Below are 26,040 nucleotides of genomic sequence, written 5' to 3'. Positions count from 1 at the left end.
CTTCGCGTACTCCTTCCATTTCGAAGATCGTAATCAGTGCATGATGGTTTATTTGACGAGCGGCTGGATTTTTTCCTTCACGTTCGCAAGTCCTTCCTCGATGCTGACCGTGCCGCGGAGAATCGCGTCCACTTGGGCGCTGAATTCCGTCATGTACTCGTTCGTGAAGGAAGTGGCCGGGAAGGACTTCAGATTCTCGCTTGCCGAGTAATCGAGAAATTCCTTGAAGCCGGGCACATTCTCGTAGAGCGGGCTCGCGAATGCCGAGGTCCGGGTCGGCAGGTTGCCGATGGCCGCCGTGAACTCGGCCATTTGCTCCGGCTCCGTCATCCACTTGATGAAGGCCCATGAGGCGTCCGGATGCTTCGCCCCTTTTGGAATGTAGAATACGCTGGTCGTGACATTGCCCGGATTTTTGCGTTCGGGATGATTCTCGTCATATGGAATCGGAGCAATGCCGTAATTCAGATCGGGCGCGAACTGCTTGATGAAGGTCGGCAGCCATTCGCCGTCGACCGTCATGGCGTACTTGCCCGAGAAGAACGGGTTCTGCGCCGACATGTATTGTCCGAGTCCCGATGAGAAACGGTCCAGGTTATCCGAGCCGTATTGGTCCCAGATCTCCTTCGACAGCTTGATGGCCGATTGAATGCCTTCATGGTCAGGCGTCACCTGCTTGGCCGCTTCGTCATAGAACGAGCCGCCGTAGGCATAGGAGAACGTGTAGGCGTCCATTCCCGGCCATAAGCCGAGCCGCGACAGTCGGCCGCCGTCTTCGACGATGCTGAGCGCCTGAATGTATTCCTTCAGCTCGCCAAGCGTTTCCGGAGGGCCGTCATAACCTGCTTCCTTAAGGATATCCTTGTTGTAGAACAGCATGGACACATGCATGGCCGTCGGAATCGCATAGGTGGCGCCTTCATGCTGCGACGTGCTCAGCGCTGCAGGCACGAAGTCGTCTAGATCGACCCCGTCCTTGGCGATATAATCGTCCAGCGGCATCATCGCTCCGCGCAGGCCCCATGGGACGACGTTCTGTCCGAACTGGGAGGCAACATCCGGCGGATTGCCTCCCGTAATGGCGGTCAGCTGCTTCTGGTAGTCACTCTGCGAAAGGCCCTTGACCTGAATTTCCGGATGGGCCTCGTTCCATTTGGCGATAAGCTTCTCCAGCGCTTCGGCTTCCGGACCGGTCCAGCCGTACCAGAAGCTCAGCTCCACGGCATCCGCGGCAGCGGGCTGGTCCGGTTCTTCGCCGCTTGTCTTGCCGGGCTCTGCGGTGCTCCCGCTTCCTCCCGAGCATCCGGCGACCATGATCGATAACAGCAAACACCATAAACCAAACCATGTTTTCTTCTTCATCCTTCTTCCTCCCCTTTTTCGAAGTCCGATTAAAGATTGTCTGCTTAAAAAATAGATCATTTCCCTCCCAATCCATCAACAAGTCCTGGTGCTCCAATAACCGGCCCTGATCCCGTTATTTGTAGGATATCGTAGCATTTCATTTCGCCATTTCATTTCACTATCGTGCGTAAAAATAGGATTATCGTATGATTTGCCAAGCTACTTGATCGCTTGTTTGCGGAACTCCGTCGGGGAGATGCCGGTGTATTTTTTAAAGATGCGGCAGAAATAGGATAGCTCGTTGAATCCGGTGGAATAGCATACGTCCGTGACGGAGAGCTCGGCCTGCTTGAGCATGACCATAGCCTGAAGAATCCGGAGGTCGGTCAAATAGCGGTTGAAGGTTTTGCCTGTCCAATCCTTGAATACCTGACAGAAGGTGGACCTGGACAGATTCGAGAGATCGCACAGCGCGTGAAGCTTCAAATCCTCCTGGTAGTGGCGGTGAATGTAATCGACCACCTTGGTCATGATCTCCCGGTACTTCTCGGATTTCTCGAATCCTTCCCGGACGAGCTCGCCGTTGACCTGCCGTACCAGAATGGAGAGCAGTACGAGCAGCTGGGCCTTGAGCGTCAGCTGAAAGAAGGGGGCGCGCCGCTCATATTCCATCAGCATCTCCTTCATCACGTTACGCACTGCGGTTTCGGTTCCGCCGTCCAAAGAAATCCGGGCCTGGGCATCCGTATCCTCGCGCAGAAACGATCCCAGAAAGGCCGCATCGAAGAAGACCTCCTCCTCCGGAAGCTCCTCGAACCGCTCATTCACAAACGAAGGCATGAATTCGCAGCCGTAGATTTCATAATCTCCGTCCTTGGGGATCGTGACGCTGTGCAGCGTGAACGGCGGGATGACGAAGATATCGCCTTTGGTCAGCTGATAGGCCCGGTTGTTCACCGTGTGCGACAACGTGCCTTTGGCCACGTACCATATTTGAAAATAGTCGTGGCAGTGCGTCCACAAGCTCTGCTGACGGATCAATCGATACATTTTGCAAGGAAGTCCTTCCAACATCTCCATCTTTGAGTTAAAATAAACGACACCTGATCCCGTTAGCTTCTCAAGATCAACTTGGCTCCAATAAATACGCATTGTTTTTCCCTCCCTGATCGTATCCCTGATTTTTAAGAAAACGCTTTCAAAACATATTTCGTCAAAGCTGTTTCCTTCCCCCCCGACGATCTCTAAGAAATTTGCAGCGTCCTTCTTCCTCCCCTTTGGAACCATAAGTCGCCGGTTTCGTGTAAGCCGGGTTTCAAAGGGAGCTAAAGACCATGAAAAAAATCGTGTATTTGGATGGCTTGCGAGGGCTTGCGGCCTTTGTTGTCGTGATCGCCCATTTCGTTCAGGTGTTTATGCCTTCCGTGATTGAAGGGCGGGAGGAGATCCGGCATTTCGCATTCGAGGAGATGCTGGCGGAAACGCCGCTGAACCTGCTGTTTAACGGCAATTTTTCGGTATGCCTGTTCTTTGCGCTGAGCGGCTATGTGCTGAGCTGGCGCTATTTTCGCACCGGGGACCGCACGATTCTGTATTCCGCGGCAATAAGAAGGTATTTTCGGCTGGCGGGACCTGCGTTTGCGTCGGTTGTGATCGCCTATGTCTGCATGATTGCCGGCTGGGGCATGTTCGACGATGTCAGGGGACTGACCGGCTCGTCGATGCCGGATCCGTTTGCGGCGGATGCGAGCCTGCTTACGATGGTGAAGGAGGGGCTGTTTCATACGTTTTTCACCTATGGCGCGCAGTATAATCCGGTGCTGTGGACGATGACGTACGAGCTGTTCGGTTCGCTGTTCATTTTTGCGTTTTTGCTTCTCTGCGGCAGACGCCGTATCCGCTTTGTCCTATACGCCGCCCTTGTCTGCTGGCTGCTCGATTCTTATTACCTTGCGTTTGTGATCGGCGTGCTGCTGAGTGACCTTCAGCACAGCGGGAGGGACCGGCTGGCACGGGTCCGGCGTCCTTGGATCAATGCCGTCCTGCTCGCCGCCGGCCTGTTCTTCGGCTCGTATCCGTACATTCATCCAGCCGGCACCCTTTATGCCGTGCTCTTATGGGAATCAAGCAAGTTTGACTTCTTTGTGTTCTATCACGTGATCGGGGCAGGACTGGTGCTGACGGCTGTGCTGAATTCTAGCCGGCTGCAGGCTCTCCTGGGCAGCAAGTGGTGCGCGTATTTGGGGAAAATCTCGTTCTCGCTCTATCTCGTTCATTTCACGATCCTATGCACTTTCGGCTGCTTCCTGTTCTTACAGCTGAGCGCCGTTCTGCCTTATGGCATCAATATTCTGATCACGTTCACGGTAACGCTGGCGTTCATCATGGCATTCGCACACGGGTTCTACCGGCTCGTTGACGCCGTGATCCTTGATATGTTGTCCCGGTGGAACAAACGGATGTTCATCGGAGCGAAGCGGGCGGGGAAGAAAGGGGGAACAAAGCCGGTATCAGCCGGCGAACAAGCGATGGATTAACCGCAAAGCCGTCTGGCGAGGCATGGAATCGACGATTACCGCGAGGCACGGAACGTGAGGCCCGGCACCGCGATCACCGTCAGGCGAGGCAAGGCACAGTGATTGCCGTCAGGCGAGGCAAGGCACCGCGATTGCTGTCTGGCGAGGCCCGGCACCGGCGGTAGCCGTCTGGCGAGGCACGGAATCGGCGATTGCCGCCAGGCACATCATCGCCATTGCCGTCTGCAGGAGCCACAGCACGAGGAAACGCCCGGCCTGATTTCAGCATGCCGGGCGGCGGTGCGCATATAAAAAAACAAACCTTCTCTCGGCGGCGGGGCATTCAGCCCCGCCTTGCACAAGAGAAGGTTTGTTGTGGTTGCATTCCATCGATCCGATCATCCGCTGCTGGCATGGGTCTGCACCACTTGCTGCCTGCGGTAGGCACCCGGCGTCATGCCGACCGATTTCTTGAAGGTCCGGTTGAAGGAGGTGATGTTGAGGTAGCCGACGCGCTGGCTGATTTCATTAACGGTCAGGTCGGTGCATGTCAGCAGCTCCTTCGCTTTATTTATGCGGATCCCAAGCAGATGATCGCTGAAGTTGAGGCCGGTTTTCTCTTTGATGTACACCGAGAGATAGGCGCTCGACAGGTTCAGCTTGGCGGAGAGATAGTCGAGAGACAGGTCCTCCGCATATTGGTTATGAATGATGCTCAGGAACATGGCGATCAGCGGTTCCTCGCCGCTATCCTTCTTCTTCCGTATCAGGGCGCAGGACGCTTCGATCAGCTGGCGGAAGACGCTTTGGTATTCGCGCAGGCAATGGCATTCCGCCAGCCGCGAGCCCCACTGCTTCAAGGATTGAAGCTGAGCTTTGTCGATCTGGGCCATTTCAGCATAGCCGATAATTTTGGAGGCGGCGGCATCGGCGAAGAAACGGAACTGGGCAATGCCGGCCTCTTTGCGCTGTAATGCCGCAAGCGCCTGCTCAATGATCTGAAGCGCTCGGCTGTCGCTGCCTTCCTGCAGGGCATCCAGCAATCCTTTCTCCTGGGACGGGCTGAGATGGACCGTCGTCGGAAGCGTCCGTGGCTTCGTCACCAGCTGCGATTCCTCCAGAAGAGGGGCTTGCTCGGTCAGCGCCTTGACCTGACGGTAGGCTTCATTGAAGCCGGAGGAATCGTGAACCTGCGAGCTGACAGCGATGGTAACGAGGAACAGCTCGGTCTCGTTGTTCAGCATATCTTTCATTTCCTCCAGCAGTTTTTCCAGCTGACTGGCTTCTTCGCGCTTGAAGATCGAGATGATCTCGTTCTTCTCGATCTGGAACGTATGCGAATCCGGGTAGCGCTCCGCCGTAAACAGATGGATATGCTCCAGCATATGGCGGACCGCTTGGTCCGTCTGCAGCGGCGGCTCGCCGCTCGGATTCAGGCGGAACCGGATATGGTACAGCACGACGATAAAGCTGCCGTCATCCGACAGGAAATCCTCCCATTCGCTAATATCCGTATTGATGCTTTTCAACTGGCTGATATAGGAGTAGCTAGTCAGCACCGATTTTTGCTTGTTCAGGCGGTCCCGGATCTCCTCCTTCTCCCGCAGCAGGTCCTGGATGCGGCTCTTGATGAGATCGTATTCATTGATGCTGCCTTGATACGGCTGCGGCGCGTGAGTCTTGCGATTGAGCACCGTCGTCAATATCTGCTTCACCGGCTTGTGCAATCTGCGGCTGAAGAAATAGGAGGCCGCCAGAGCTACCCCGAGCGATAGCGAGAAGATGAGCAGCAGCGCCCCGGTCAGCCTGCTCAGCTGAGCAGACACATGACTGTATGGGACGGCCGAGATGTAGGTCAATCCGTCGTCTCCGGCTTCCGCAAAATAGTAAGTTCCGTCCTTGAGCACGGCTTGCTGCCCAGAGGCAAACGTCGGCAGCTCATTGGCGTGAAGGTCTCCCCATGTGTACAGCACATCCCCGTCCGCGTTCAAAATCGCAAGCGAGCGGTCGCTCGGCTCCCCGAAGAAGGATTGAGCGGCCTTGTCGATATCGATCAGCGCGATAATCTGGTAACGGCTGTCCAGCTGCTGATAGACGAAAGGCATCAATTTTTTCTCGGACAGATCATTATGGATGCGGTAGACGGCAGCCGGGAGCAGGCTGAAGGATTCCCCACTGCTCTTGTAGCTGTTCCAGAAGGCGTAGGGGTACTGCTTGCTAGTATAAGACCGGTCGAGCATATAAGGAGCATTCCCGCTTCCGGATTTGCTGAGCACAAAATCATGCTCCTTCAGATAAATCAGCGTATCCTCCAGGAAGAAGAGCGGGTTATAGATATCGCTCCGCATCTGGAGCATGACATCACGGGCCTTCAAATAATTGACCTCGTTGCCCGTCTGCTGGCGGAGCTGATTATTGAACCCGATTAAATCGGCATGATTATATATGTCAAATAACAGCACCTGCAGCCGGCTGAACTGGTAGGAGAACCGCTCCGCCGTGTCGTGGACCGCCTGCTGGCTCGTATCGATAATTTCTTTTTGAAGGCTGGATTTAAATAGATGGAAGATCACGGCATAGAATAGGCCGAACAAAACGATGATGGCCAAAAAGCTGAGGAAAATTTTGAAGAACAGGCTTCTGCTCTTGCTTTTGATCCAGTTCATAAACGATCCCCCTTTTGTATGTATTCGCGTTTATGGTCCTCCCCACAGTATAAAGGACAAGTATTAAGGATCGTGCTGCGTGGTGTTAACCCACCGTAAAAAAGGAATAGTCATTATTTTAGATTTTAAGCTTTAATTTAGGAAAAACGCCCGGCAGCCCGGCAATCCAATGAAAGGCGAGACATCGAAAAAATGGTCAATACCCATCCTGGCAATCGGTCGTATATGATGCAGATGTGAACCGAAGAGCAGGAGAAAGGTTCAGAAACGAAAGTGAGGGGATGTCCGATTTTAGAGCGTCAGGTTCGTAACATGGAAGCGCATTCAACAAAACCCGGCAGCACACGTGGCAGCAGCGTCTGGCGAGGTACGGTGAGGCAGGTGCGCAAAAACTGGCAGCTGTATCTATTATTCCTGCCGGTTCTGCTCTACTTCATCGTGTTTCACTACGTGCCGATGTACGGGGTACAGATCGCCTTCAAGGATTTTATCGCCAATAAAGGCATTCTGGAAAGTCCTTGGGTAGGCTTCAAGCATTTCGAGCGCTTCTTCAACAGCTTCTACTTCTGGAGAATCATTAAAAATACCCTTGGCATCGGGCTGTATGAATTGATTGTCGGGTTCCCGATTCCGATCATACTTGCCTTGATGATCAACGAAGCGCGGTCGGGCCGGTTTCGCCGGTTCATTCAAACGGTAACTTATGCACCTCATTTCTTGTCAACGGTCGTGGTCGTCGGCATGATCATGATGTTTCTGTCTCCGGTCAGCGGACTTGTCAATTTCATTATCACCTCCTTTGGCGGGGAACCGATTGCCTTTATGACGGAGCCGTCCTGGTTTAAGAGCATCTATGTGTGGTCCGGCGTCTGGCAGAGCATGGGGTGGAGCTCCATCATTTATTTGGCGGCGCTCGCGGGCATCGATCCGCAGCTGCATGAGGCCGCCAAGGTGGACGGTGCAGGCTGGTTCCGGCGAATCTGGCATATCAATCTGCCGGGGATCGCCCCAACGATGATCATTCTGCTGATTCTGAACATCGGATCCATTCTGGGGGTCGGCTTCGAGAAGGTCTTCCTGATGCAAAATTCGCTCAACATGGAAGCCTCGGACGTTATCGCCACGAACGTATACCGAAGCGGGATCCTGGGCGCCCAGTACAGTTACTCGGCGGCGGTCGGATTATTCAACTCCGTCGTCAACTTTATCATGCTGATTACCGTCAACCGGATCGCCCGCAGAGTCAGCGAGACCAGCCTATGGTAAGGAGGAAGCAGCTATGCCACAAAGCCGGAGCGAACGCATTGCCGGAATCTGTATTTACATTATATTATCATTAATTTCGCTTGTTGTATTGTATCCGTTATATTTTGTGCTTATCGCTTCGATCAGCGCGCCGGAGACGGTGATGCGCGGAGAAGTATGGCTGTGGCCCAAGGAATTGTCGTTTGTCGGATATGAGCGGCTGTTCGCCAACAAGGAGATCATTCAAGGATTTCTGAACACCGTGCTCTATACGGTAACGGGGACGGCGCTGAACCTCGTGATGACGATCGCGGCGGCGTATCCGTTATCGAGGGCGGACTTTAAGGGACGCAACGGGTTCATGCTCATCATCGTCTTCACCATGTTCTTCAGCGGCGGCATGATTCCGAGCTACCTGCTGGTTAAGGAGCTTGGCATGCTCGATACGATCTGGGCTATGATTATTCCGTCCGCGGTGTCGGTATGGAACATCATCATCATGCGTACGTTCTTCCAGAACTCCATTCCGAAGGAGATGCAGGAAGCGGCCTTCATCGACGGCTGCTCGAATATGCGGGTGCTGTTTCGCATCGTGCTTCCGCTCTCCGGTCCGATCCTGGCCGTTATGGTGCTGTTCTACGCGGTCGGCCACTGGAATTCCTATTTCACCGCCCTGATCTATCTATCCGACCGGTCGAATTATCCGCTGCAGCTGTTCCTGCGGGAAATTCTCGTCCAAGGGCAGATGCAGGAAATGGTCGATATCAGCGACGATTCGCTGGCCCGGAGTCTGATGGATGCGGAAGCAATCAAATACGCGGCGGTCATTGTGACCAATCTGCCGATGCTGCTCTTGTATCCGTTCTTGCAGAAGTATTTTGTCAAGGGAGTCATGATTGGAGCCATTAAAGGCTGACATATTCAAATGATAAGACTATAGGAGGCAGTGACAATTATGGTGAAAAAATGGGTTTCGCTCACATTGACAGCGGTGCTGGCAGCGGGGCTGCTGGCTGGCTGCGGGAGCAAAAGCGGGGATGGCGCAACGAAGGAGGGGGAGACGGCCAAGTCCAATTTCAACGAGACCGGCATGCCGATCGTAAATCAACCGCTCAACCTGACCTTCTTCACGGGCAAATCGCCGACAAACGGAAGCAAGTTCGAGGATACGCTCGTATGGAAGACGTATAAGGACATGACCAACATGAACATTACGTTCAACCTTGTTCCGTTCGAGACGCTGACCGAGAAGCGGAACCTGGCGCTCGCCGGCGGGGATTATCCGGATGTGTTCTACTCCGCCCGGGTAGGGTCGGCTGAGCTGACGCGCTACGGCGAGCAAGGCGTCTTCATTCCGCTGAATGACCTGATCGATAAATATGCGCCGAACTTCAAGAAGCTGATGGAGCAGTACCCGGATATCCGCAAGGGCTTGACGATGCCGGACGGCAACATTTATTCCTTGCCATCCTTCTACGATCCGGAGCTGCTCTCGATGCTGATCGGTACGCCGCTGTGGATCAATCAGGAATGGCTGGATAAGCTCGGTATGGAGGAGCCGAAGACTACCGAGGAGTTCTACGCCTACCTGAAGGCGGTTAAGGAAACCGACCTGAACGGCAACGGCAAGCATGACGAGATTCCATACTCTGCAACGGGCATCACCGGTCTCGTTGACCATTTGAAAGGCTCCTGGGGCCTTGGAACGAGCGGGCTTGGCCATAAGTTCGTCGATGTTGATCCGGAAACAGGCAAGCTGCGGTTTACGAAGGCGGAGCCGAAATACAAGGAAATGCTGGAGTTCATGAACAAGCTGTATAAGGAAGGACTGCTGGATAAAGAGATCTTCACGATTGAAGGCGGCGCTTTGAACGCGAAAGGGCAGGAAGGCTTGCTCGGGGCTACCGTCGTGCCGAATCCGGAGACCGTCATGGGACGCAAGGAATATATCGGTCTCGGTGCGCTCAAGGGACCTCACGGCGATCAGCTGTACTCCCACGTGAAGGTGCCAATGGTCCACGTAGGGGCATTTGCGATCACGGACAAGAACCCGAATCCGGAGGCGACGATTCGCTGGATGGATTACTTCTATGGCGATGAGGGAGCGCAGTTCTACTTCATGGGTAAAGAAGGCGAGACCTACACGAAGAATGCCGACGGTCAGCTTGAATATGTGAAGGAAATTACGGAAAATCCGGACGGCTTGACACAGGACCAGGCGCTGGCGAAGTACTTTACATGGCTTGGCGGCAGCTATCCGGGCTTGGTGCGGGAGAGCTGGTTCAAGGGCTCCGAGACGCTTCCGAGCGCGATGGCGGCAGCCGAGAAGGCGGAGCCTTATGCAGTGAAGGAGATTCTGTATAACTTCAACTTTACGCTGGAAGAGACGGATATCATGTCCTCGATCGGCAAGGATATTCAGGATTATGTCACCGAGATGGAGGCGAAGTTCGTCAATGGCTCCGCATCCTTCGACCAGTGGGACGAGTACGTGAACACGCTGAACAAGATGGGCCTGGAGGAATACATGCGAGTGTATCAGGCGGCATACGACCGCTACCAGGCGGAGTAACAAGCGGTTGGTTTAGGGTATAAGCTATTCTATTGTGCAAGCATGAGCAGCCCGCTCAAGGGAATATCCCTTGATTGCGGGCTGTTTCCGTTATTCCTAAAGAGGTACTCCTCGTTTATGCGCTGAGGTTGATTTAAAGGCATAGACGTCAATTACGCATATCCAAGCAGCACGATCAGGAGCATGGTGGAAAGAACGTGTCCGACTGGCGCCGTGATTTTTGCTGGTGATTTTCTCTATATGGAATGGTAATATTTATGAAAAGATGTTACCCGCAAGTCGTTGCAGCGTCAGGAGCTCAAGTCATCATTGGCGGGAGTTATGATGATGGTTTAAGAGGGGGCTGTGTAGCGATGGAGCGGAAGGTTTCCATGAAGAAGATTCCAAAAGGGGTAGCGGAATGGGTATTCAGGCCGAGACGCAGGTACGGGCGCTTTCCGAGAATCGAGCGGATGGTGGAATTGCTGTTCAAAGCGATACTCATTTTTTGGGCTTTTATCGTGATTCGCTGGTTTATCCTGATCACGGTTGCGACGATGAGGCATTTCGGCGTGTTTGATTAAGCAGTGTCATTGTCAAAGAGCTGTCCATTATAAGACAGGACTAGAATCAGAGTGAAAAAAGTTGTGGTAACTATTATATATTTGCTGTATAATTGTTAGTAAAGAAAAATATATCTTTTTGATTTGAAAGAAAAATGTATTTTCATGAAACCATTCATGGTATAATTTCCATACCATACAACATCAACCGGGATACCCTGGTTTGAGTTTGTTGCAGCATTTAAAAAATAAAACATGAATATGGATCTTCGGGGTAAGGTGAAATTCCTGACCGGCGGTGATGCTTCGATTCGAAGATTAGCCCGCGACTCGCGACAGCTTGCAAGGCTGCAATCGCGACTGACTTGGTGCAATTCCAAGGCCGACGGTATAGTCCGGATGGGAGAAGATCAAAGCTTGGTTTGCTGTGGGTTTTTTTTCGAAAAAATCGCATGATAGCAGGCTTATTTGATCAGCCCCCGTTTACGCCGACATGCTCGGCAAGCGGGGGCTTTCTGCTGGTAAGACCTCCGTATTCAGGATGAGGAGAGAGCTAGAGATGGATAACGTAAATACCGGTGTCAAGGTCAAGCCTTACGATTCCGGCGCACAAGCAAGGGGCCGAATGCGGGGAGGGTTTTGGCTTGTCGTATTGGGAGCGGCCCTCTGGGGCGTGGACCCTTTGTTCAGGGTCATTCTTCTGAAAAACCTGACGTCGGCGCAGATTGTTTTGCTCGAGCACATCATCATTTCCTTGATTGCCATTCCGGTTTTGTGGAGAAACCGCGTTGAATTGCGAGGTATCGGCTGGCGCCATGTCGGAGCGCTGCTGTTTATCTCCTGGGGCGGCTCCGCGCTGGCCACGATCCTGTTCACGATGGGTCTGTCAAACGGCAACCTGAACGCCGTCCTGCTGCTGCAGAAGCTTCAGCCGCTGTTTGCGATCATGCTCGCCAGCCTGCTTCTGAAGGAGAAGCTGCCTCGCCACTTTGGCATTTTGCTTATTATTGCTCTGGCGGGCACTTATCTGCTTACCTTTGGCATGACGCTGCCTATTGGTCACTGGAACGATTTTGTGCAGATCGGAAGCCTCTTATCGTTGGGCGCAGCCGCGTTATGGGGCGGCTCGACGGTGATGGGACGGCTGATGGTCGGCAAGCTGAAGTATGAGACGGTGACCTCGCTGCGCTTCGTGCTGGCGCTGCCGCTGCTGGCCTTCATGACGTGGAACGAAGGAGCCGCATGGAATATGCCGGCATTCGGTACCGGCGCTTTTGCCGCGGTATCCTTGAATCTGATCGGCCAGGCGCTGCTGCCGGGACTCTTGAGCCTGCTGGTGTATTATAAAGGGCTGACTACAACGAAGGCCTCCGTCGCAACGCTTGCCGAGCTGAGCTTCCCTATGGTCGGCGTGCTCATTAACTGGATCGTATTCCAGGAGGTTGTGACAAGCGCCCAGCTGCTGGGCTTCCTGCTGATCTGGGTTGTTCTGTTCGTCATATCAAGGCAGTCGGAATCGTCGGAGCGGACGCTATCGTAATGAATGACTTCTAAATGAATAATTCATAGTCTAAAGCTTCATGGCGTATAACTTCCATGCCGCATGATTTCATAACCGTCGTTAACAGCCTTTTCCCTTGGTAACGGAGCTATCTTCGCTTCTAACCTGCGGGGAGAAGGCTTTTTTCATAGGTCTGGATAAAAAAGCAGTTGAAATCGGAGCAACTCTCGATTAAAGTGGTAACCAACTGCCATACTAGTATGAAAAGGTGGATGGGTTGCCTATGACTATAACGGTCCAAGATGTCATTGATCGATTAACGGGACAATCCGGATCGCCGGATGCCTCGGTCGACGGAATCGTGGCGGGGGACGGGGGCGCGGCCGTTCGGGGAATTGCGGTTGCCTTCATTGCTTCGCACGACGTGATCGTACGGGCGGCGGAATTGGGCGCGAATTTGTTGATTACGCATGAGGGCGTCTTTTACAGCCATCATGAAGCTGGGCCGGATCATTTGGGGGACAGCCCGGTCGTTCAGGCCAAGCTGGAGCGTATCCGCTCCAAGGGGATGAATATATACCGGCTGCATGATGCTCCGCATCGGACCGAGCCCGACGTGATAACCGAAGGGCTGGTTAAAACCTTGGGCTGGAATGACCAGCTCGAGAAGCATCTGCCAACAGCGGCCATCGTGGCTCTGCCGGAGGGGATGACCGTTCAAGGGATCGCAGAATATATCAAGGATCGGCTGCATCTGCCGTACGTTCGCTTTGTGGGCAGCCGGGACACGGTATGCAAACGGATCGGAATCGCGGTTGGCTATCGGGGAGGCGGGCAGCACGCCATTCCGCTGTATGAACGCGAGCGGATGGATATGCTGATTGCAGGCGAAGGACCGGAGTGGGAGACGCCCGAATACGTCGCCGATGCGGCTGCGCAAGGACGGGACCAAGCGCTGATGCTGCTCGGGCATGGGGCGAGCGAGGAGCCGGGCATGCGGCTGGTTGCCGATCGGCTTCGGGACTATTTTCAGGAGCTTCCCGTTCATTTTCTCCCGGCACGTCCGTTGATTCATATCATCTAGACTTAAACTTGTTCGGTCGATGTACTACTGTATCTGGAAAGATATCGAGAGAGAGAATATCAAGAAATTGTATGGATAGAAAGAGGTAACCGTATGTCAACAGGGCCAAGGATCAAAGGATCGACCCGGGATTATTCATATCATCTATTAAAAGACCGTATTATGCGCCTCGATCTGGAGCCGGGCACCAAAATATCGGAGAAGGAAATTGCCGAAGAGCTGCAGGTCAGCCGAACGCCGGTACGCGAAGCCTTCATGAAGCTTGCCGAGGAGGAGCTGCTGGATATCATTCCGCAGAGCGGGACGCTTGTATCCAGGATCAACCTTACGCATGTGGAGGAGGGCCGGTTTATCAGGGAGAAGATTGAGAAGGAGATCGTTGCGCTGGCTTGCGAGCGTTTCCCGGAGGAGCACCGTTTTCGCTTAGAGACCAATCTTGCGCTGCAGGATGTGAGCGCGGACAACCGCAACCGATATAAGCTGTTCGAGCTGGACGAAGAGTTCCATCAAATACTGTTCGCAGGCACGGGGAAGGAACGGACATGGAAAATGCTCCAGCAGCTCAATATCCACTTCAACCGGCTGCGTCTGCTGCGGCTCTCGATGGACTCCAACTGGGAGACGATCATTGCCCAGCATAAGGAGATTTATCGGCTGATCGTGAGCGGGGAGACGGAGCAGGCCGTGAAGACCATGGAAGGCCATTTGCGCCTGGTCGTTGTGGAGCAGGACCTGCTTCGCCAGAAGTACCCTCAATATTTTATATAAACCGCACAAAAAGATGACCCCTGCATCGGCAGAGGCCATCTTTTTTTAGCTCTGGAGACCAGGGTTATCGTATCGATCGTTGAATGACTTGATCGAGAAGATCCGCAACGCGCGACGGTCCTTCTTGAAGATCCGCGCTGCTCAGCGTCAACCAGCTGTGGCGCTCATCCATATCCAGCGAGCGTTCAAGCCAGCCTGCAACACCGCTTCCCTTCCGGTCAACCTCGACCAGAACCGAAATTCCGTCGCGCTGGGGATACAGAATCAGCTCCAGCTCACGCATCCGGCTTGCGTATTCACGTCCCGGATAGAATTCAATTTCCTGCACGAACGGAACCCCGCGTCCCAGTCGGGAATGATATTCGCAGGAGGCCGTTTTAAACTGGAACCCGAGCTCGGAAGCCGCGTCGAATATAACAGCTGCCTCCGGCCCTGGCGTAACCTCAATATAGTCGTAATCCTTCGGATCGATTGCATTTTCGATATCAAGTCCGGTATGAACCCATACCCGCTGTCTGGAGAGCGTGAGCGGCGTTTCCAGCGGAAGCGGGAAGGAGAACGGGATTTCCAGTTCATCGCCCGCCTTTACAAGCAGGGAGTCGGTAATGCTAACCTTAGCCAGCACGCAGGATTCCGTGAATTTGCTGTCATCCCGCTCGCGGATATACTCGGTCATTACCTTTAGGTAGATGCGGTCCACCTTCTGTTCCACATTGCCGCCCCGAATATAGACGATCCCGCTTACTTCCTCCCCCGGATAATATGAGGATTTCTCCAGGCGGGTATCAATCTGCGCTGCGCCGATCCCGACGCTGGCCAGAATTTTGTTAAAAAACGACATGAACGTTGTCCTCCTTAAAGTATATAAGACGAACGATTGAACTGAATGTGGGCCAAGTACGTAAAATGTTCCTACAATCGTGCCCGCAGCCCATTCATTTGTTCATCCTATATTAGGATGTATAATACTGGCTTATACGGACAAAAGCGGCCGGAAGTTTCTTACATCAAGGCATTTTTCAAAAAATATTTTTTAGGGAATTAAAGTGGTGCTCTCGCAGATTTGCCGTGCCGACACGCCAGCTTCGCGGGGGGCTTATTCATGCGATCAACCGATGACATGTATCCTCAACAGTGCTTGCGTCCCTCTCATCTGCATAGATGCAGCGGCTTGCCGCCAGGAGTTAGCTTTCGCGGAGGGCGCATGGTATAGTGAAGTCGATACCCTTTAAGGATGGAGTATGTAACATGAGCAAACAACAACGTTCTGCGCATAATAACAAAAATAGCAAGCATGGCAAGGCAGAAGGAGCCAAACCGAACGGACCAGCGGCGTCGAGCCGTCCGAAGCCTTCCGGGAAGCCGGCCTACTCGCGAGAAGATTCGAAGCCGGCAACAGGCCGAAAGGCTGCTTCTTCCAAGGAAAGGCCGAATCCGAAAGTGGGGAAGGCGCCTCATTCATATAACCAGAAACGGCGTTCAACTTCCAATACCACCAACGCGGAGGAGCTGAAGTCCGGCGATATCATCATCGTGACGATCAAGCGGCTCGGCATCAACGGCGAAGGCGTCGGCTACTATCGCCGCAAGGCGGTCTTTATTGACGGCGCCATTACGGATGAAGTCGTCAAGGCGGAGGTCCAAGAGGTTCAGCCGAAATTCATCAAGGCCCAGCTGCTGGAAGTGGAGAAGCGTTCACCCCACCGGATCGAGCCGCCGTGTCCGGTGTTCGGGATATGCGGAGGCTGCCAGATCCAGCACATATCCTATGAGGGCCAGCTTGCGGCGAAGACCGATATCGTCCGCGAGGCGTTCAACCGGTACGCCGGGTTGGACAATCTGCGGTTCAAGCCGATCCTCGGGATGGAGCATCCGTGGAATTATCGGAATAAAGCCCAGCTGCAGCTAAAGCGGCAGGGCCGCGAGGTCATCGCGGGACTGTATGAAGCCGACAGCCATTCCATCGTCGATATCAGCGGCTGCCCGATCCAGCATCCGAAGGTGAACGAAGCGGTGGAAAAGGTGAAGTCGGTGTTGGAGGAATTGCGCATTCCTCTATATAAGGAGAACGGGAGCAAGGATGGGGTGCGAACCATCGTGGTCCGCCACGGCTTCCAGTCCGGCGAGCTGCAGGTGACGCTCGTAACGGCAGGCAGCCGTCTGCCGCGGCAGGACGACTTTGTTCGAATGCTGCGCCTGACGATGCCGGAGGTCAGCGGCATTGCCATGAACATCAACCCGAAGAAGACCTCCCTCATATTCGGAGAGCGGACGATAACCCTGTGGGGAGCCGAGAACATGCAGGAATCGCTGAGCGACCTGCAGTTTGCGCTGTCGCCGCGGGCATTCTTCCAGCTGAATCCGCAGCAGACGGTGAAGCTGTATGAATCGGTGCGTGCTGCGGCCGGACTGACCGGTCAAGAGACGGTCATTGATGCCTACTGCGGGACAGGCACGATTGGGCTGTGGCTGGCTCCGTATGCGAAGGAGATCCGCGGGATCGAGGCGATTCCCGAAGCGGTGGAGGACGCCTGTATCAACGCGCAGCGCAACGGCCGCACCAATGCAAGCTTCCATGTCGGACAGGCAGAGGAGCTGCTGCCGCGCTGGGTCAAGGACGGATTGCGTCCCGACGTCATAATCGCTGATCCGCCGCGGACCGGCCTGGACCCGCGCTTTCTGGAGACGATCCTCCGCACCAAACCGAAGCGGTTCGTGTACGTCTCCTGCAACCCGTCGACGTTGGCGAAGGATTGCAAGGTGCTGCTGGACGGAGGCTATGAGATCGATTGGGTACAGCCGGTCGATATGTTTCCGCAGACGAGTCATGTGGAGTGCGTAATAGGAATATGTCGAGACGATACGTAGAAGTACTGAATTATCAGTATTCTGCAAAGTATGCTTCGTTTACGACTAATGGAAAGGACTACAGGAATAAGGTGTTAAACGATAAAATCGAGGTTTCTATTGTTCTCGACTTGGAATGGATAGATACACCTAGTGATTTTTAATTGAAAACAAGAATATCCAAGAGAGCGTCCTTATCGGGGCGTTCTCTTTTTATATAGATATTTCTTCAAAGAGCCGGTTGTCCCTCTCAGGCAGCCGGCATTTTTCATGAAAGGAGGAACAGCGAATGACGAAGGTGATTGCTCTTGCCAATCAGAAAGGCGGTGTCGGCAAAACGACTACGGCTGTTAATTTAGGTATTGGCTTGGCGACTGAAGGTAAAAAGGTTCTTCTAGTGGATGCGGATGCACAAGGCAATTTGACAGATGCGTTGGGTTACCGCGAACCGGATAATTTGTCAATTTCTTTGGCTACACTGCTCGTTAAAAATATGTTGGAAGAATCGTATCCGCCCCAAAAAGGCATTTTGCACCATCCCGAAGGGATTGACCTAATGCCCGGTAACATCGAATTGTCTGCTGTTGAAGTCTCGCTTGTCAATACAATGAGCAGGGAAACGATCTTGCGCTCCTATATAGACAAGGTGAAAAAGGACTATGATTATGTCCTTATTGACTGTATGCCCAGCTTGGGCATGTTGACCATCAATGCACTGGCGGCTGCTGATAGCGTCATCATTCCGGTTCAGGCGCATTATTTACCGGCGAAAGGAATGACGCAGCTTTTGCAAACCATTTCCCGTGTCCGACGCCAAATCAACCCGAAGTTGCTGGTAGATGGCGTGCTGCTGACGATGGTGGACAACCGGACCAACTTTGCCAAGGATATTTCCTTTGTTCTTCGGCGTGATTATGGAGACAAGCTGCGTGTGTTTCAAACGGAAATTCCGCTTTCCATCCGTGCGGCGGAAACGAGCGCCAAGGGGAAGAGCATTTATAAGCATGATCCGAACGGACAAGTAGCCGAAGCGTATGCGGCATTTACAAAGGAGGTGAAGGGTATTGGCAAAGAAAGACGACAGACGCGCCAGCATCAAGCTGACCACAGTCGATGATTTGTTTTCGACCGATGAGAGCCGCGCCGATGCACAGCGGGAAAAAGTGATGGACATCCCGTTGTCAGAGATCAGCGATTTCCCCGATCATCCATTCAAAGTAAAAGCGGATGAAGCGATGCTGGAAATGGCAGATAGTGTGAAGCAATACGGCGTATTGGTTCCTGGATTAGTACGTCCGAAGGCAGAGGGCGGTTATGAGATGGTCGCCGGACATCGGCGGAAAAAGGCGAGCGAGCTGGCGGGTATGGAAATGATGCCTTGCATCGTCCGCGAACTGGACGACGATCAAGCGACCATTATTATGGTGGACAGCAACCTGCAAAGGGAGCATATCGCGCCTAGCGAGAAGGCGTTTGCTTATAAGATGAAGCTGGAGGCGATGAAAAGACAGGCAGGCAGACCAAGTAAAGAAAATGTGTCCCAAGTTGGGACACAAAAACGTTCCGATGAACTGCTAGCAGATCAAGTTGGAGAAAGTCGCAATCAAATTCAGCGATATATTCGCTTGACTCATTTGATCCCTTCCATTCTTGAAATGGTAGATGAAAAACGGATCGCGTTTAATCCGGCTGTTGAGTTGTCTTACTTGGCCGAAAAAGAGCAGCAAGACCTTTATGAAACGATACAGTCCGAAGACTGTACGCCTTCTTTGTCACAGGCGCTGCGTATGAAGAAACTGAGTCAGGGCGGACGGCTCAATATGGATGTTATCTTCTCGATTTTGACGGAGGAAAAGCCCAATCAGAGGGAAAAAATGCACATTCAGCGGGAGCGCATTGATCGCTTTTTCCCTAAGAATTTCACTGAAAAACAAAAGGAGGACCTTATTGTCCAATTGCTTGAAAGCTGGTATCGCAAGCGGCAGCGCGAACATGGAAGATAATCTTAAGCAACATGAACAAAAAATAGCCATTCCTTACTCTCCATTGCCGGGGAGTTTTTTTGTGCCTACAAGGAGGTGACGGAGATGCTCTTTACGGAAGGTAAATGGCGGAAATACGAACGATTAATGAAAGAAAGGCCCGGTTTTGACCGCAGAGAACCGAAAGATGAATCGGAGCGTTCCAACACAGCTAAAGAGGAACGAAGAAAAAGAAGTCGAGCAAAGCATAAAAGCAATGAGAAGGAAGAAAGTTGAAATTCATTTGGTATAGAAAGGAGTCGTGAGCATGTCTTGGATCTATCGTCATCGCAAGATGCTGGTGATCGCTGCCATTTTGTTCGGCATTCTTTTGCTCGTGTCGGCTGTCATTTTTCACTTGATGAGACAAGCTGAACAACAGCAGGAACATCAGGAAGTGATCGCCCATTATGAGAGGCAAATAGAACAGTTAACAGCGACTAAAGAAGAATCGCTGCAAACGGTATGGACTGTGGCTCGAACCATTCCGGACGGTGAGCAGATCGAACCGGAAGACGTCACGGCGATGACCCTGCCGACCGCATTGGTTTCGCCCGAAATGATCGCTAAGGAGGAAGAGGCGGTCGGTAAACACGCCAAAGTTGAACTTCGCCCGGGAATGCCGCTTCTTGCTTCTGTGCTGTATGAGGGCAACCCGATTGCCAAGGATGTGCGGACACAAGAGTTTCAAATCATTCAGCTTCCGTCGCATCTGGGAAAAGCACAGTATATCGATGTGAGGATCAACTTCCCGACTGGCGAAGATTTCGTTGTGCTTGCCAAAAAGCAGGTGCTTGATCGCGAGGGAACCGTCATTTGGCTGGAGATGAATGAAACCGACCTGCTGCTCACATCAAGCGCGATCATCGATGCTTATCTGCAAGGCGCAAGATTATACGCGGTGCCCTATATCGAACCGGGACTGCAAGAGGCAGCGACGGCGACTTATCCGGCCAATCCGATGGTGTTGGATTTATTGGAGCAAAACCCAAACCTGGTTGAGCAGGTTTCTACTGAGCTGGCTCGTCAGCAACGCGAAAGGTTGGAAAGCAACCTGAATGAAATGAGCGAAGCGGACAAAATGCGGGTGATGTACGGCAATGTCACCGTGCAGCAACAACTCATGAATGAACGGGCCGCAACACAGCAAAGCAATGCCGCTCAGCAAATGCCGCAGCCCCTTAGTTTCCCGGAGCAGGATGACCAAGAGTCGGTGCAAGGAGAAGATGAACAGCCGCCTTCTTCCCTTCCGGTCGTGGTAGAAGAAGAATCGCCCGAAGCGACGTTGCCCGATCCACCGCCTGCATCCGAGCCAGAGTCAGAAACGGCCCCGGATTATTCCGAAATCTTCAATCAATAAGGAGAAACCATGAAAAAGATTGTATTTTTAGGAGCGCCGGATAAAAGCCATGTGCTGTTATTGCTTGGCAAACTCCTGGCCGCAATGGATTACAAGGTGCTGGTGGTGGACTCCACTCTCGCACAAACGACACAGGGATATTTGCCGCAGGAAGAATTACGCGCCCCGCTCTACGAGTTTGAAGGTGTGGACGTGGCCTGTGGGTTTATCTTGTATTCGCAGATGGAACGATACTTGTATCAGAAAGCAAATGGCATGGATTACGATGTGATGCTGCTGGACACCGACCATACCGAAATGGTCAAAGGGCGGGAGTTACCCCATTACGACAAGCGGATCTGGTGCAGCAATTTCAACCGATTGACCATGCAGCGAAATGTCGAATTGATGCAGCGGTTATGCTTGCATGAAGCACAGAATCAACCGGTATCGTTTTACAAGATGATGCTATCCGTTGTTCCTCTGACTGTCACCGAGGCGTATCTCGATTCCGCCTTTGCTCAGCAGACCATTCGCTGGGAGGAAGCGGTTTTTCGTTTTCCGCTGGATGAGCGTGATGTATCCGCCGAGCTGGAAAACCAGCATCATGGCCGCATCGATGTGAAGGGACTATCGGGAACGTATCGCCGCACGATATGGGAGATGGCACAACAGTTGTTTGATTGGGACGACAAAACCGTTCGCAAGGCATGGAAGCGACTTCGCCAAGAACGCGCTGCCTTCCGTCGCTAATCAAGCTGATCAAAATGATTGAGAAAAGGAGGGGACACGGTGACGGGACATACAATCGTGTTTTGGAGTCCGGTATCGGGAACCGGGACAACGAGCAATCTGGCAGCGACTGCCTCGGTCATGGGACTGGAGTGTTCGGCACATATGTTGCTGCTGGGTCATTGTGAAAGTCACGATATCGCCTTGAAGCAATGCTTTTATCAAACGCATGCCTCTCGGGAGATGGACATGGATGTCTCAGTCAATATGGGGGTAGATGCGTTATTGCGACTGCTGCAAAACCGAAAATTGCAACCCAACATGATTCGGGATTACACGCTGCCTTTGTTAAAGGACAGGCTCGACTTGCTGCCGGGTTCAAGCAAGCCGGATGATCGTTTTATTGACATGGCCACGCCTTGGATGGAATCGCTGCTAAGCATGGCGAAACGGATGTATGATCTTGTGTTTGTGGATGGCGGCAGCGGAAATTCATCGGAATGGACCAACGGTTTACTGCGGCTGGCGGATGTGCTGGTGGTGTGCCTCCCGCAAAATCGGTTGGCTGTCCATCGTTTTTTTCGGATGGATGAACTTCAAGCGATGCTCGCAACTAAAAAGCATGTGCTCGTATTCGGAAAATATGATCGGTACTCATCTTTGACCCATAAAAATTTGTTGCGTCCTTATGGACGGCGTTTACAAACATGTTCGGTCAGTTACAATACACGGTGGTTGGATGATGGACAAAACGGGCAGGCGATTTCTTACATGTATCGCAATCGGCAAGTGCCGCGGGAACATGAAAACTATCTGTTCATGCGAGACGTGCGAGCGTTGGCACTTGCGTTGATTGAACAAACGGGCTTGCACAATGCCTTTTTCGGCGGGAAGGAGACCCCGATATGATGGGCGCGTTACATGGTCTGTTGATCGGAGGCATTGTCTTAATAGGCGTATTGTTCCTGTATTTGCGCATGAGCCGAACCTTGCCGGAACGCCAGCAGGAAGCGCCGGTGTACACGTTGAAGGCGATGGAAGAATACGTCAAAAGAGCACTGCATGACGTGATAAGCGCCAATCTGACGGATTACGGTCTATCAGAAGAAGAGTATCGGCGACGGAAAAACAAGCGGGCCGAGATGAAAAAAGCGCTGCGCGGATGCACGTCTGGTGATCTGCGTGACAAAATGTATGTCAAGCAATATATAACCGATTTGCTTGCACAGCACTATACGTTGGATCATGAACATCTGAACCGGTTGATCCCGTTTGATCGCCCTGAATCGTTGTCGCATCAGGATCAGTTTGACATCTTGCTTCATGTATACAAAAAACGTCACGGCTATCATGCGCTTAGTGAACTCATACGCCGCTATGATCTGGATCGGCCCAAGCCGGATGCCCATGAAGAACAGGAGCTGTCTTACCGTATTACGTCTGAGGAGATCGGCGAGATTTATGAACAAGAGGACGTCCAGCTATCGGAAGAGGATAAACTTCAAATCGTGGTGCAGCGCATTTACCAGCACTACAAAGGCTTTAGTGTCGTGGACGAACTGCGCGATATGCGCATTGACGGCGTGTCCGGCGGAGTGTCCGGTTTGCCGCCTTCCGTATGGGAAGAAACATGGGATTGGGACGGGGATGTTCAACTCGGTGAGGTGCCGCGGGCGCATGATAGTGTGTGGGTTTTTTATGAGGGGAAATCCATCCACCTTAGTTTCCTCTCCTTTGGATCGGAACTGGAACTGCGGCGCGTATGCCAAAACATCTACAAGCATAATTTTCCCGGCCAGTTGTCCGAAACGACCGGATACAAGGTGAATGAAATGGCCGACGGTTCTCGTGTCGTGGTGCTGCGCCCCCGATTTGCCGAGTCGTGGGCTTTTTTTGTGCGCAAATTTGATGTGCAAAATGCCACTTTGGAACAGCTGATTCGCGATGAACATGCGGAACTGCCGATTGCTCTGATTCGCTATCTTGTGATGGGAGAGCGCATTACGGCGATAACTGGCGCGCAAGGCAGCGGGAAAACGACGCTGCTTATGGCCATGGTGCGTCATATATCCGCCCTGCTCCCGATTCGCGTTCAAGAGATGAGCTTTGAACTGCAACTGCGCAAAATTTATCCGAATCGTAATATTCTCAGCCTTCGGGAAACGGAAACGATCTCCGGTCAGGCCGGGCTGGATATACAGAAAAAAACGGACGGCTCGGTCAACATTTTGGGTGAGGTGGCGACCGACCCGGTAGCGGCCTGGATGATTCAAATGGCGCAAGTGGCTTCACTTTTTACGTTGTTTACCCACCACGCCAAAACGTTTCGCGATTTGGTGTTGTCCTTGCGCAATTCATTGCTCAAAACCGGCGTGTTTACCAATGAACAGGTGGCAGAACAGCAAGTGGTCAGCGTCATCAACTTTGATATTCATTTAAAACGGGATGCGGACGGTCGCCGCTATATCGAGCGCATCACGGAATGCGTACCGCTTGCACAGGAAATGCCTTACCGGACAGACTTTCGCGAGAAAAAGACGCTGGATGAGAAGATGGATGCGTTTATGGAGACGGTGACGGACTACTTCCATCGCTCCACGGATCGGAAACTGTATGAAGCGCGAAATGTCATTGAATATCGGGACGGCCGTTATGTCGCGGTTCATCCGTTGTCCGAACAAAGCCGCAAAGAGATTGCCGAGCGGCTTGCCGGTCCGGACCAGGCAGCTTTCGAGGCGTTTTTGTGTAATTGGGGGGATGGCGATGAATCTTGAGTGGCTTTCCCTGCTGCTTGGCGGAGCGACGCTGTTGTTTCTTGGGGCGGTCTTAGCGTTTCAATTTTTGTCCCGCTATGGGGAAGCCGGGGCAGCACGAAAGTATGAAGCCTTGCGCCAACCTGCCAAAACGAGCAACAAGCAGGCATTGCACAACGGCATGCAACAACTCTATACCCTCTGCTCTCGTGTACCGCTCTTGCGTACCTACTTACACTTCATTCGTCGTCGTTTGGTTATTCTCCACCTGGGCGATGAGTGGAAGCTGCGTCTGGAGACGATGCGGACGGCGCTTTGGCTCTGGGGCATGTTGCTTGCAGCGGCTGTGCCGATCACGCTTTGGGTGCGCGATGTATTTACACTTGTCATGCTGATGATTGGCGGTTGGGTTTGCCACGGCATGTTAACAGACGTATTCGTACAACGGTTGGAAATGCGATTGTTGCGTCAGCTACGCCAGTTTTTCGGGGATGTCCGTCATCATTATCACCGACACGGAATGGTAGAAGAAGCGATTTACGAAGCGACGGATGAAGCGCCGTATGAAATGACTTTGCACGGCCAGGAAATCGTTGAAGTGTTGACCGACAGCCACGCGGAAGAACGACTGGAACAATACTTGGAAGCGGCTCCGAACCGTTATTTGAAAGGTTTGGCCGGATTGTCGTATCTGGTGAAGGAATACGGAGACAAACAAACGGATAGCGGATCATTGTATTTGAAGGCATTGGGAAAATTGGCCGGTGAATTAAACTTTGAACTGTTGCGCCGGGAACGCCTTGGTTTTTTGCTGCATGGGCTGTCCGTTATTGCCCTGCTTCCGCTCTTGTTTACCCGTCCGATTGAAGCATGGGCCAGCTATTATTTTTCGGCGATGGACGCCTTTTACAGCAGTGTGATGGGTTGGAGCATAAAGCTCGGCTTGATGGGGGTCGTTTGGCTCTCCTATGTTCTGCTTCGTCATATTCAGAGCTTGGAGACCTCGCCGAAAATCACCAACCGAAAGAGATGGGAGAAATGGGCGCACGGCTGGGGCTGGATGTGTTGGCTCGTTCACCGATTGGGTCCTGCTCCTGGCTCAAGGGAAGCGGAACGGATGGTGAAGCTACTGAAAGAAACGGCTTCTCCTCTACGGTTGGAATGGTTTTATGTCCAGCGAATCGTGGCGGGAAGCATGGCTTTTCTTGCAGCAATGGGGCTATTCATAGCTTTGCATTTTACGGATCGGCATCAAGTGCTATATGCGCCGGTGTATGCCAATACGTTGTTTGGTCAAGCGACGCCTGAGGAGCAGGAAAGAGCGCTGGAAGCAGCCGCGCTGGATCGGAGAATCATCGAACAAGTAAAGGGGGTGAGGCCTACAGAGGAGTCGCTCTTGGAGCTGTTGCGAAAGGAGACCGGAGGAGAACGTTCGGATGAAGCGCTTCGCGCGGATGCACAGCGCATTATAGGCAAGTTGGAGAAACTCGACAGGCAATACGTCAAATGGTGGCAAGCGCTATTGACCGTTTTGGCGGGCTGGGTCGGCTACTGGGCGCCGGTCGGCATTCGCCTGTTCCAGCGCAAGATGCGGCAAATGGAAATGAAGCATGAAGTGGATCAATTGCAGGCGGTCATTGCGATGCTGGCCGATATGGATCGCATGTCGGTAGAGCATTTGCTAATTTGGATGGAGCAGTTCGCCCGCGTGTTCGAAGAGCCGCTGCAAACATGCCTGCTCCATTTTGATCAAGGCGCTGAACAGGCGCTGGCGCAGCTCAAGGAGGATGCGCCTTTTCAGCCATTCGTGCGCATGGTGGAAAAGCTGGAACTGGCGGCAAGCACGCTGCCGATTCGAAAAGCGTTTGATGATTTGGAGTCCGAGTACGTGTATGCACAGGAAGAACGCAAGCAGGAGTACGAACGATTGATTGAGCACAAGGCGGACTGGGGCAGAATGATCGGGTTCGCACCAATGATGGCGCTTATTTTCGGTTATCTGGTCATTCCGCTCATTGTTGTTAGCTTGAACCAAATGTCGGTGTACTACGAGCAATTGCAACGCATTCAATAATTCATCTTTAGTGGTGCTTTCCATGTTGGAAAGGAC

General features: G+C 52.7%; 22 protein-coding genes and 1 riboswitch. Of the genes, 17 read left to right on the top strand and 5 right to left on the bottom strand.

Annotated features, from left to right (window positions below; genetic code table 11):
* Positions 1–48: 48 nt before the first annotated feature.
* Both NST44_RS29625 and NST44_RS29620 read right to left on the bottom strand, forming a co-directional pair.
* On the bottom strand, positions 49–1,362 hold the full coding sequence (locus NST44_RS29625) for an ABC transporter substrate-binding protein (protein ID WP_007131622.1): 1,314 nt from the start codon (positions 1,360–1,362) through the stop codon (positions 49–51).
* Between the two features lie 201 nt (positions 1,363–1,563).
* Complete coding sequence (locus NST44_RS29620) at positions 1,564–2,496, bottom strand: AraC family transcriptional regulator (RefSeq protein WP_007131623.1); 933 nt, start codon at positions 2,494–2,496, stop codon at positions 1,564–1,566.
* 182 nt (positions 2,497–2,678) lie between these two features.
* Between NST44_RS29620 and NST44_RS29615 the strand changes: the two genes are divergently transcribed.
* Positions 2,679–3,881 (top strand): acyltransferase family protein, encoded by a 1,203-nt coding sequence (locus tag NST44_RS29615; protein ID WP_210095463.1) that lies wholly within the window; start codon positions 2,679–2,681, stop codon positions 3,879–3,881.
* Between the two features lie 79 nt (positions 3,882–3,960).
* On the opposite strand, the gene NST44_RS29610 is transcribed toward NST44_RS29615, so the two are convergent.
* Both NST44_RS29610 and NST44_RS29605 read right to left on the bottom strand, forming a co-directional pair.
* The gene (locus NST44_RS29610; RefSeq protein ID WP_210095464.1) at positions 3,961–4,203 is read right to left on the bottom strand and encodes a hypothetical protein; all 243 of its coding nucleotides are present in this window, start codon (positions 4,201–4,203) and stop codon (positions 3,961–3,963) included.
* A 55-nt stretch (positions 4,204–4,258) separates the two neighbouring features.
* Complete coding sequence (locus NST44_RS29605; RefSeq protein WP_210095465.1) at positions 4,259–6,526, bottom strand: helix-turn-helix domain-containing protein; 2,268 nt, start codon at positions 6,524–6,526, stop codon at positions 4,259–4,261.
* Positions 6,527–6,838: 312 nt separating this feature from the next.
* On the opposite strand from NST44_RS29605, the gene NST44_RS29600 reads away from it, so the two are divergent.
* The 7 genes from NST44_RS29600 (at position 6,839) to NST44_RS29570 (ending at position 14,238) form a co-directional block, all read left to right on the top strand.
* Positions 6,839–7,792, top strand: coding sequence for an ABC transporter permease (locus NST44_RS29600; protein WP_210095466.1), 954 nt, complete (start codon positions 6,839–6,841; stop codon positions 7,790–7,792).
* 13 nt (positions 7,793–7,805) lie between these two features.
* Positions 7,806–8,687 carry a carbohydrate ABC transporter permease gene (locus NST44_RS29595; protein WP_007131627.1) on the top strand — a complete coding sequence of 294 codons (882 nt, stop codon included), beginning with the start codon at positions 7,806–7,808 and terminating at the stop codon, positions 8,685–8,687.
* Positions 8,688–8,726: 39 nt separating this feature from the next.
* Positions 8,727–10,343 (top strand): extracellular solute-binding protein, encoded by a 1,617-nt coding sequence (locus tag NST44_RS29590; RefSeq protein WP_244869242.1) that lies wholly within the window; start codon positions 8,727–8,729, stop codon positions 10,341–10,343.
* A gap of 353 nt (positions 10,344–10,696) precedes the next feature.
* Complete coding sequence (locus NST44_RS29585; RefSeq protein WP_028404493.1) at positions 10,697–10,906, top strand: hypothetical protein; 210 nt, start codon at positions 10,697–10,699, stop codon at positions 10,904–10,906.
* Positions 10,907–11,146: 240 nt separating this feature from the next.
* A riboswitch (FMN riboswitch) is annotated at positions 11,147–11,300 on the top strand.
* A gap of 144 nt (positions 11,301–11,444) precedes the next feature.
* Positions 11,445–12,425, top strand: coding sequence for a DMT family transporter (locus NST44_RS29580; protein ID WP_028404494.1), 981 nt, complete (start codon positions 11,445–11,447; stop codon positions 12,423–12,425).
* 244 nt (positions 12,426–12,669) lie between these two features.
* Positions 12,670–13,470: a Nif3-like dinuclear metal center hexameric protein gene (locus NST44_RS29575; protein WP_007131631.1), complete on the top strand. Its 801-nt coding sequence runs from the start codon at positions 12,670–12,672 to the stop codon at positions 13,468–13,470.
* Positions 13,471–13,563: 93 nt separating this feature from the next.
* Positions 13,564–14,238, top strand: coding sequence for a GntR family transcriptional regulator (locus NST44_RS29570; RefSeq protein WP_007131632.1), 675 nt, complete (start codon positions 13,564–13,566; stop codon positions 14,236–14,238).
* Positions 14,239–14,302: 64 nt separating this feature from the next.
* On the opposite strand, the gene NST44_RS29565 is transcribed toward NST44_RS29570, so the two are convergent.
* Positions 14,303–15,079, bottom strand: coding sequence for a sporulation protein (locus tag NST44_RS29565; protein WP_028404495.1), 777 nt, complete (start codon positions 15,077–15,079; stop codon positions 14,303–14,305).
* Positions 15,080–15,486: 407 nt separating this feature from the next.
* On the opposite strand from NST44_RS29565, the gene rlmD reads away from it, so the two are divergent.
* The 9 genes from rlmD (at position 15,487) to NST44_RS29520 (ending at position 26,004) form a co-directional block, all read left to right on the top strand.
* Positions 15,487–17,106 carry a 23S rRNA (uracil(1939)-C(5))-methyltransferase RlmD gene (gene rlmD / locus NST44_RS29560; protein WP_007131634.1) on the top strand — a complete coding sequence of 540 codons (1,620 nt, stop codon included), beginning with the start codon at positions 15,487–15,489 and terminating at the stop codon, positions 17,104–17,106.
* Between the two features lie 268 nt (positions 17,107–17,374).
* Positions 17,375–18,202: a ParA family protein gene (locus NST44_RS29555; protein ID WP_007131635.1), complete on the top strand. Its 828-nt coding sequence runs from the start codon at positions 17,375–17,377 to the stop codon at positions 18,200–18,202.
* Positions 18,150–19,088 (top strand): ParB/RepB/Spo0J family partition protein, encoded by a 939-nt coding sequence (locus NST44_RS29550; protein WP_007131636.1) that lies wholly within the window; start codon positions 18,150–18,152, stop codon positions 19,086–19,088. The genes NST44_RS29555 and NST44_RS29550 overlap by 53 nt, the downstream gene beginning before the upstream one ends.
* An 84-nt stretch (positions 19,089–19,172) precedes the next feature.
* Positions 19,173–19,343 carry a hypothetical protein gene (locus NST44_RS29545; protein WP_155609868.1) on the top strand — a complete coding sequence of 57 codons (171 nt, stop codon included), beginning with the start codon at positions 19,173–19,175 and terminating at the stop codon, positions 19,341–19,343.
* Between the two features lie 31 nt (positions 19,344–19,374).
* Positions 19,375–20,466, top strand: coding sequence for an SAF domain-containing protein (locus NST44_RS29540; protein ID WP_007130997.1), 1,092 nt, complete (start codon positions 19,375–19,377; stop codon positions 20,464–20,466).
* Between the two features lie 9 nt (positions 20,467–20,475).
* On the top strand, positions 20,476–21,198 hold the full coding sequence (locus tag NST44_RS29535; protein WP_007130996.1) for a hypothetical protein: 723 nt from the start codon (positions 20,476–20,478) through the stop codon (positions 21,196–21,198).
* Positions 21,199–21,237: 39 nt separating this feature from the next.
* On the top strand, positions 21,238–22,086 hold the full coding sequence (locus NST44_RS29530; protein ID WP_007130995.1) for a hypothetical protein: 849 nt from the start codon (positions 21,238–21,240) through the stop codon (positions 22,084–22,086).
* A complete protein-coding gene (locus tag NST44_RS29525) occupies positions 22,083–23,951 on the top strand; it encodes a Flp pilus assembly complex ATPase component TadA (protein ID WP_007130994.1) in 1,869 nt (622 codons plus the stop codon). Before NST44_RS29530 ends, NST44_RS29525 begins: the two co-directional genes overlap by 4 nt.
* Positions 23,941–26,004, top strand: coding sequence for a hypothetical protein (locus NST44_RS29520; protein WP_007130993.1), 2,064 nt, complete (start codon positions 23,941–23,943; stop codon positions 26,002–26,004). Before NST44_RS29525 ends, NST44_RS29520 begins: the two co-directional genes overlap by 11 nt.
* Positions 26,005–26,040: the final 36 nt, after the last annotated feature.

It is taken from the genome of Paenibacillus sp. FSL W8-0919 (genome assembly GCF_038003785.1).
Lineage (GTDB): Bacteria > Bacillota > Bacilli > Paenibacillales > Paenibacillaceae > Paenibacillus_AQ > Paenibacillus_AQ lactis.
This window is presented reverse-complemented; position numbering and strand designations above follow the sequence as displayed.

Excerpts from the sequence above, each read along its gene's own strand:
- NST44_RS29625 (WP_007131622.1), bottom strand. The coding sequence starts at position 1,362 with ATGAAGAAGAAAACATGGTTTGGTTTATGGTGTTTGCTGTTATCGATC.
- NST44_RS29620 (WP_007131623.1), bottom strand. The coding sequence starts at position 2,496 with ATGCGTATTTATTGGAGCCAAGTTGATCTTGAGAAGCTAACGGGATCA.
- NST44_RS29615 (WP_210095463.1), top strand. The coding sequence starts at position 2,679 with ATGAAAAAAATCGTGTATTTGGATGGCTTGCGAGGGCTTGCGGCCTTT.
- NST44_RS29610 (WP_210095464.1), bottom strand. The coding sequence starts at position 4,203 with ATGCCCCGCCGCCGAGAGAAGGTTTGTTTTTTTATATGCGCACCGCCG.
- NST44_RS29605 (WP_210095465.1), bottom strand. The coding sequence starts at position 6,526 with ATGAACTGGATCAAAAGCAAGAGCAGAAGCCTGTTCTTCAAAATTTTC.
- NST44_RS29600 (WP_210095466.1), top strand. The coding sequence starts at position 6,839 with ATGGAAGCGCATTCAACAAAACCCGGCAGCACACGTGGCAGCAGCGTC.
- NST44_RS29595 (WP_007131627.1), top strand. The coding sequence starts at position 7,806 with ATGCCACAAAGCCGGAGCGAACGCATTGCCGGAATCTGTATTTACATT.
- NST44_RS29590 (WP_244869242.1), top strand. The coding sequence starts at position 8,727 with ATGGTGAAAAAATGGGTTTCGCTCACATTGACAGCGGTGCTGGCAGCG.
- NST44_RS29585 (WP_028404493.1), top strand. The coding sequence starts at position 10,697 with ATGGAGCGGAAGGTTTCCATGAAGAAGATTCCAAAAGGGGTAGCGGAA.
- NST44_RS29580 (WP_028404494.1), top strand. The coding sequence starts at position 11,445 with ATGGATAACGTAAATACCGGTGTCAAGGTCAAGCCTTACGATTCCGGC.
- NST44_RS29575 (WP_007131631.1), top strand. The coding sequence starts at position 12,670 with ATGACTATAACGGTCCAAGATGTCATTGATCGATTAACGGGACAATCC.
- NST44_RS29570 (WP_007131632.1), top strand. The coding sequence starts at position 13,564 with ATGTCAACAGGGCCAAGGATCAAAGGATCGACCCGGGATTATTCATAT.
- NST44_RS29565 (WP_028404495.1), bottom strand. The coding sequence starts at position 15,079 with ATGTCGTTTTTTAACAAAATTCTGGCCAGCGTCGGGATCGGCGCAGCG.
- rlmD (WP_007131634.1), top strand. The coding sequence starts at position 15,487 with ATGAGCAAACAACAACGTTCTGCGCATAATAACAAAAATAGCAAGCAT.
- NST44_RS29555 (WP_007131635.1), top strand. The coding sequence starts at position 17,375 with ATGACGAAGGTGATTGCTCTTGCCAATCAGAAAGGCGGTGTCGGCAAA.
- NST44_RS29545 (WP_155609868.1), top strand. The coding sequence starts at position 19,173 with ATGCTCTTTACGGAAGGTAAATGGCGGAAATACGAACGATTAATGAAA.
- NST44_RS29540 (WP_007130997.1), top strand. The coding sequence starts at position 19,375 with ATGTCTTGGATCTATCGTCATCGCAAGATGCTGGTGATCGCTGCCATT.
- NST44_RS29535 (WP_007130996.1), top strand. The coding sequence starts at position 20,476 with ATGAAAAAGATTGTATTTTTAGGAGCGCCGGATAAAAGCCATGTGCTG.
- NST44_RS29525 (WP_007130994.1), top strand. The coding sequence starts at position 22,083 with ATGATGGGCGCGTTACATGGTCTGTTGATCGGAGGCATTGTCTTAATA.
- NST44_RS29520 (WP_007130993.1), top strand. The coding sequence starts at position 23,941 with ATGAATCTTGAGTGGCTTTCCCTGCTGCTTGGCGGAGCGACGCTGTTG.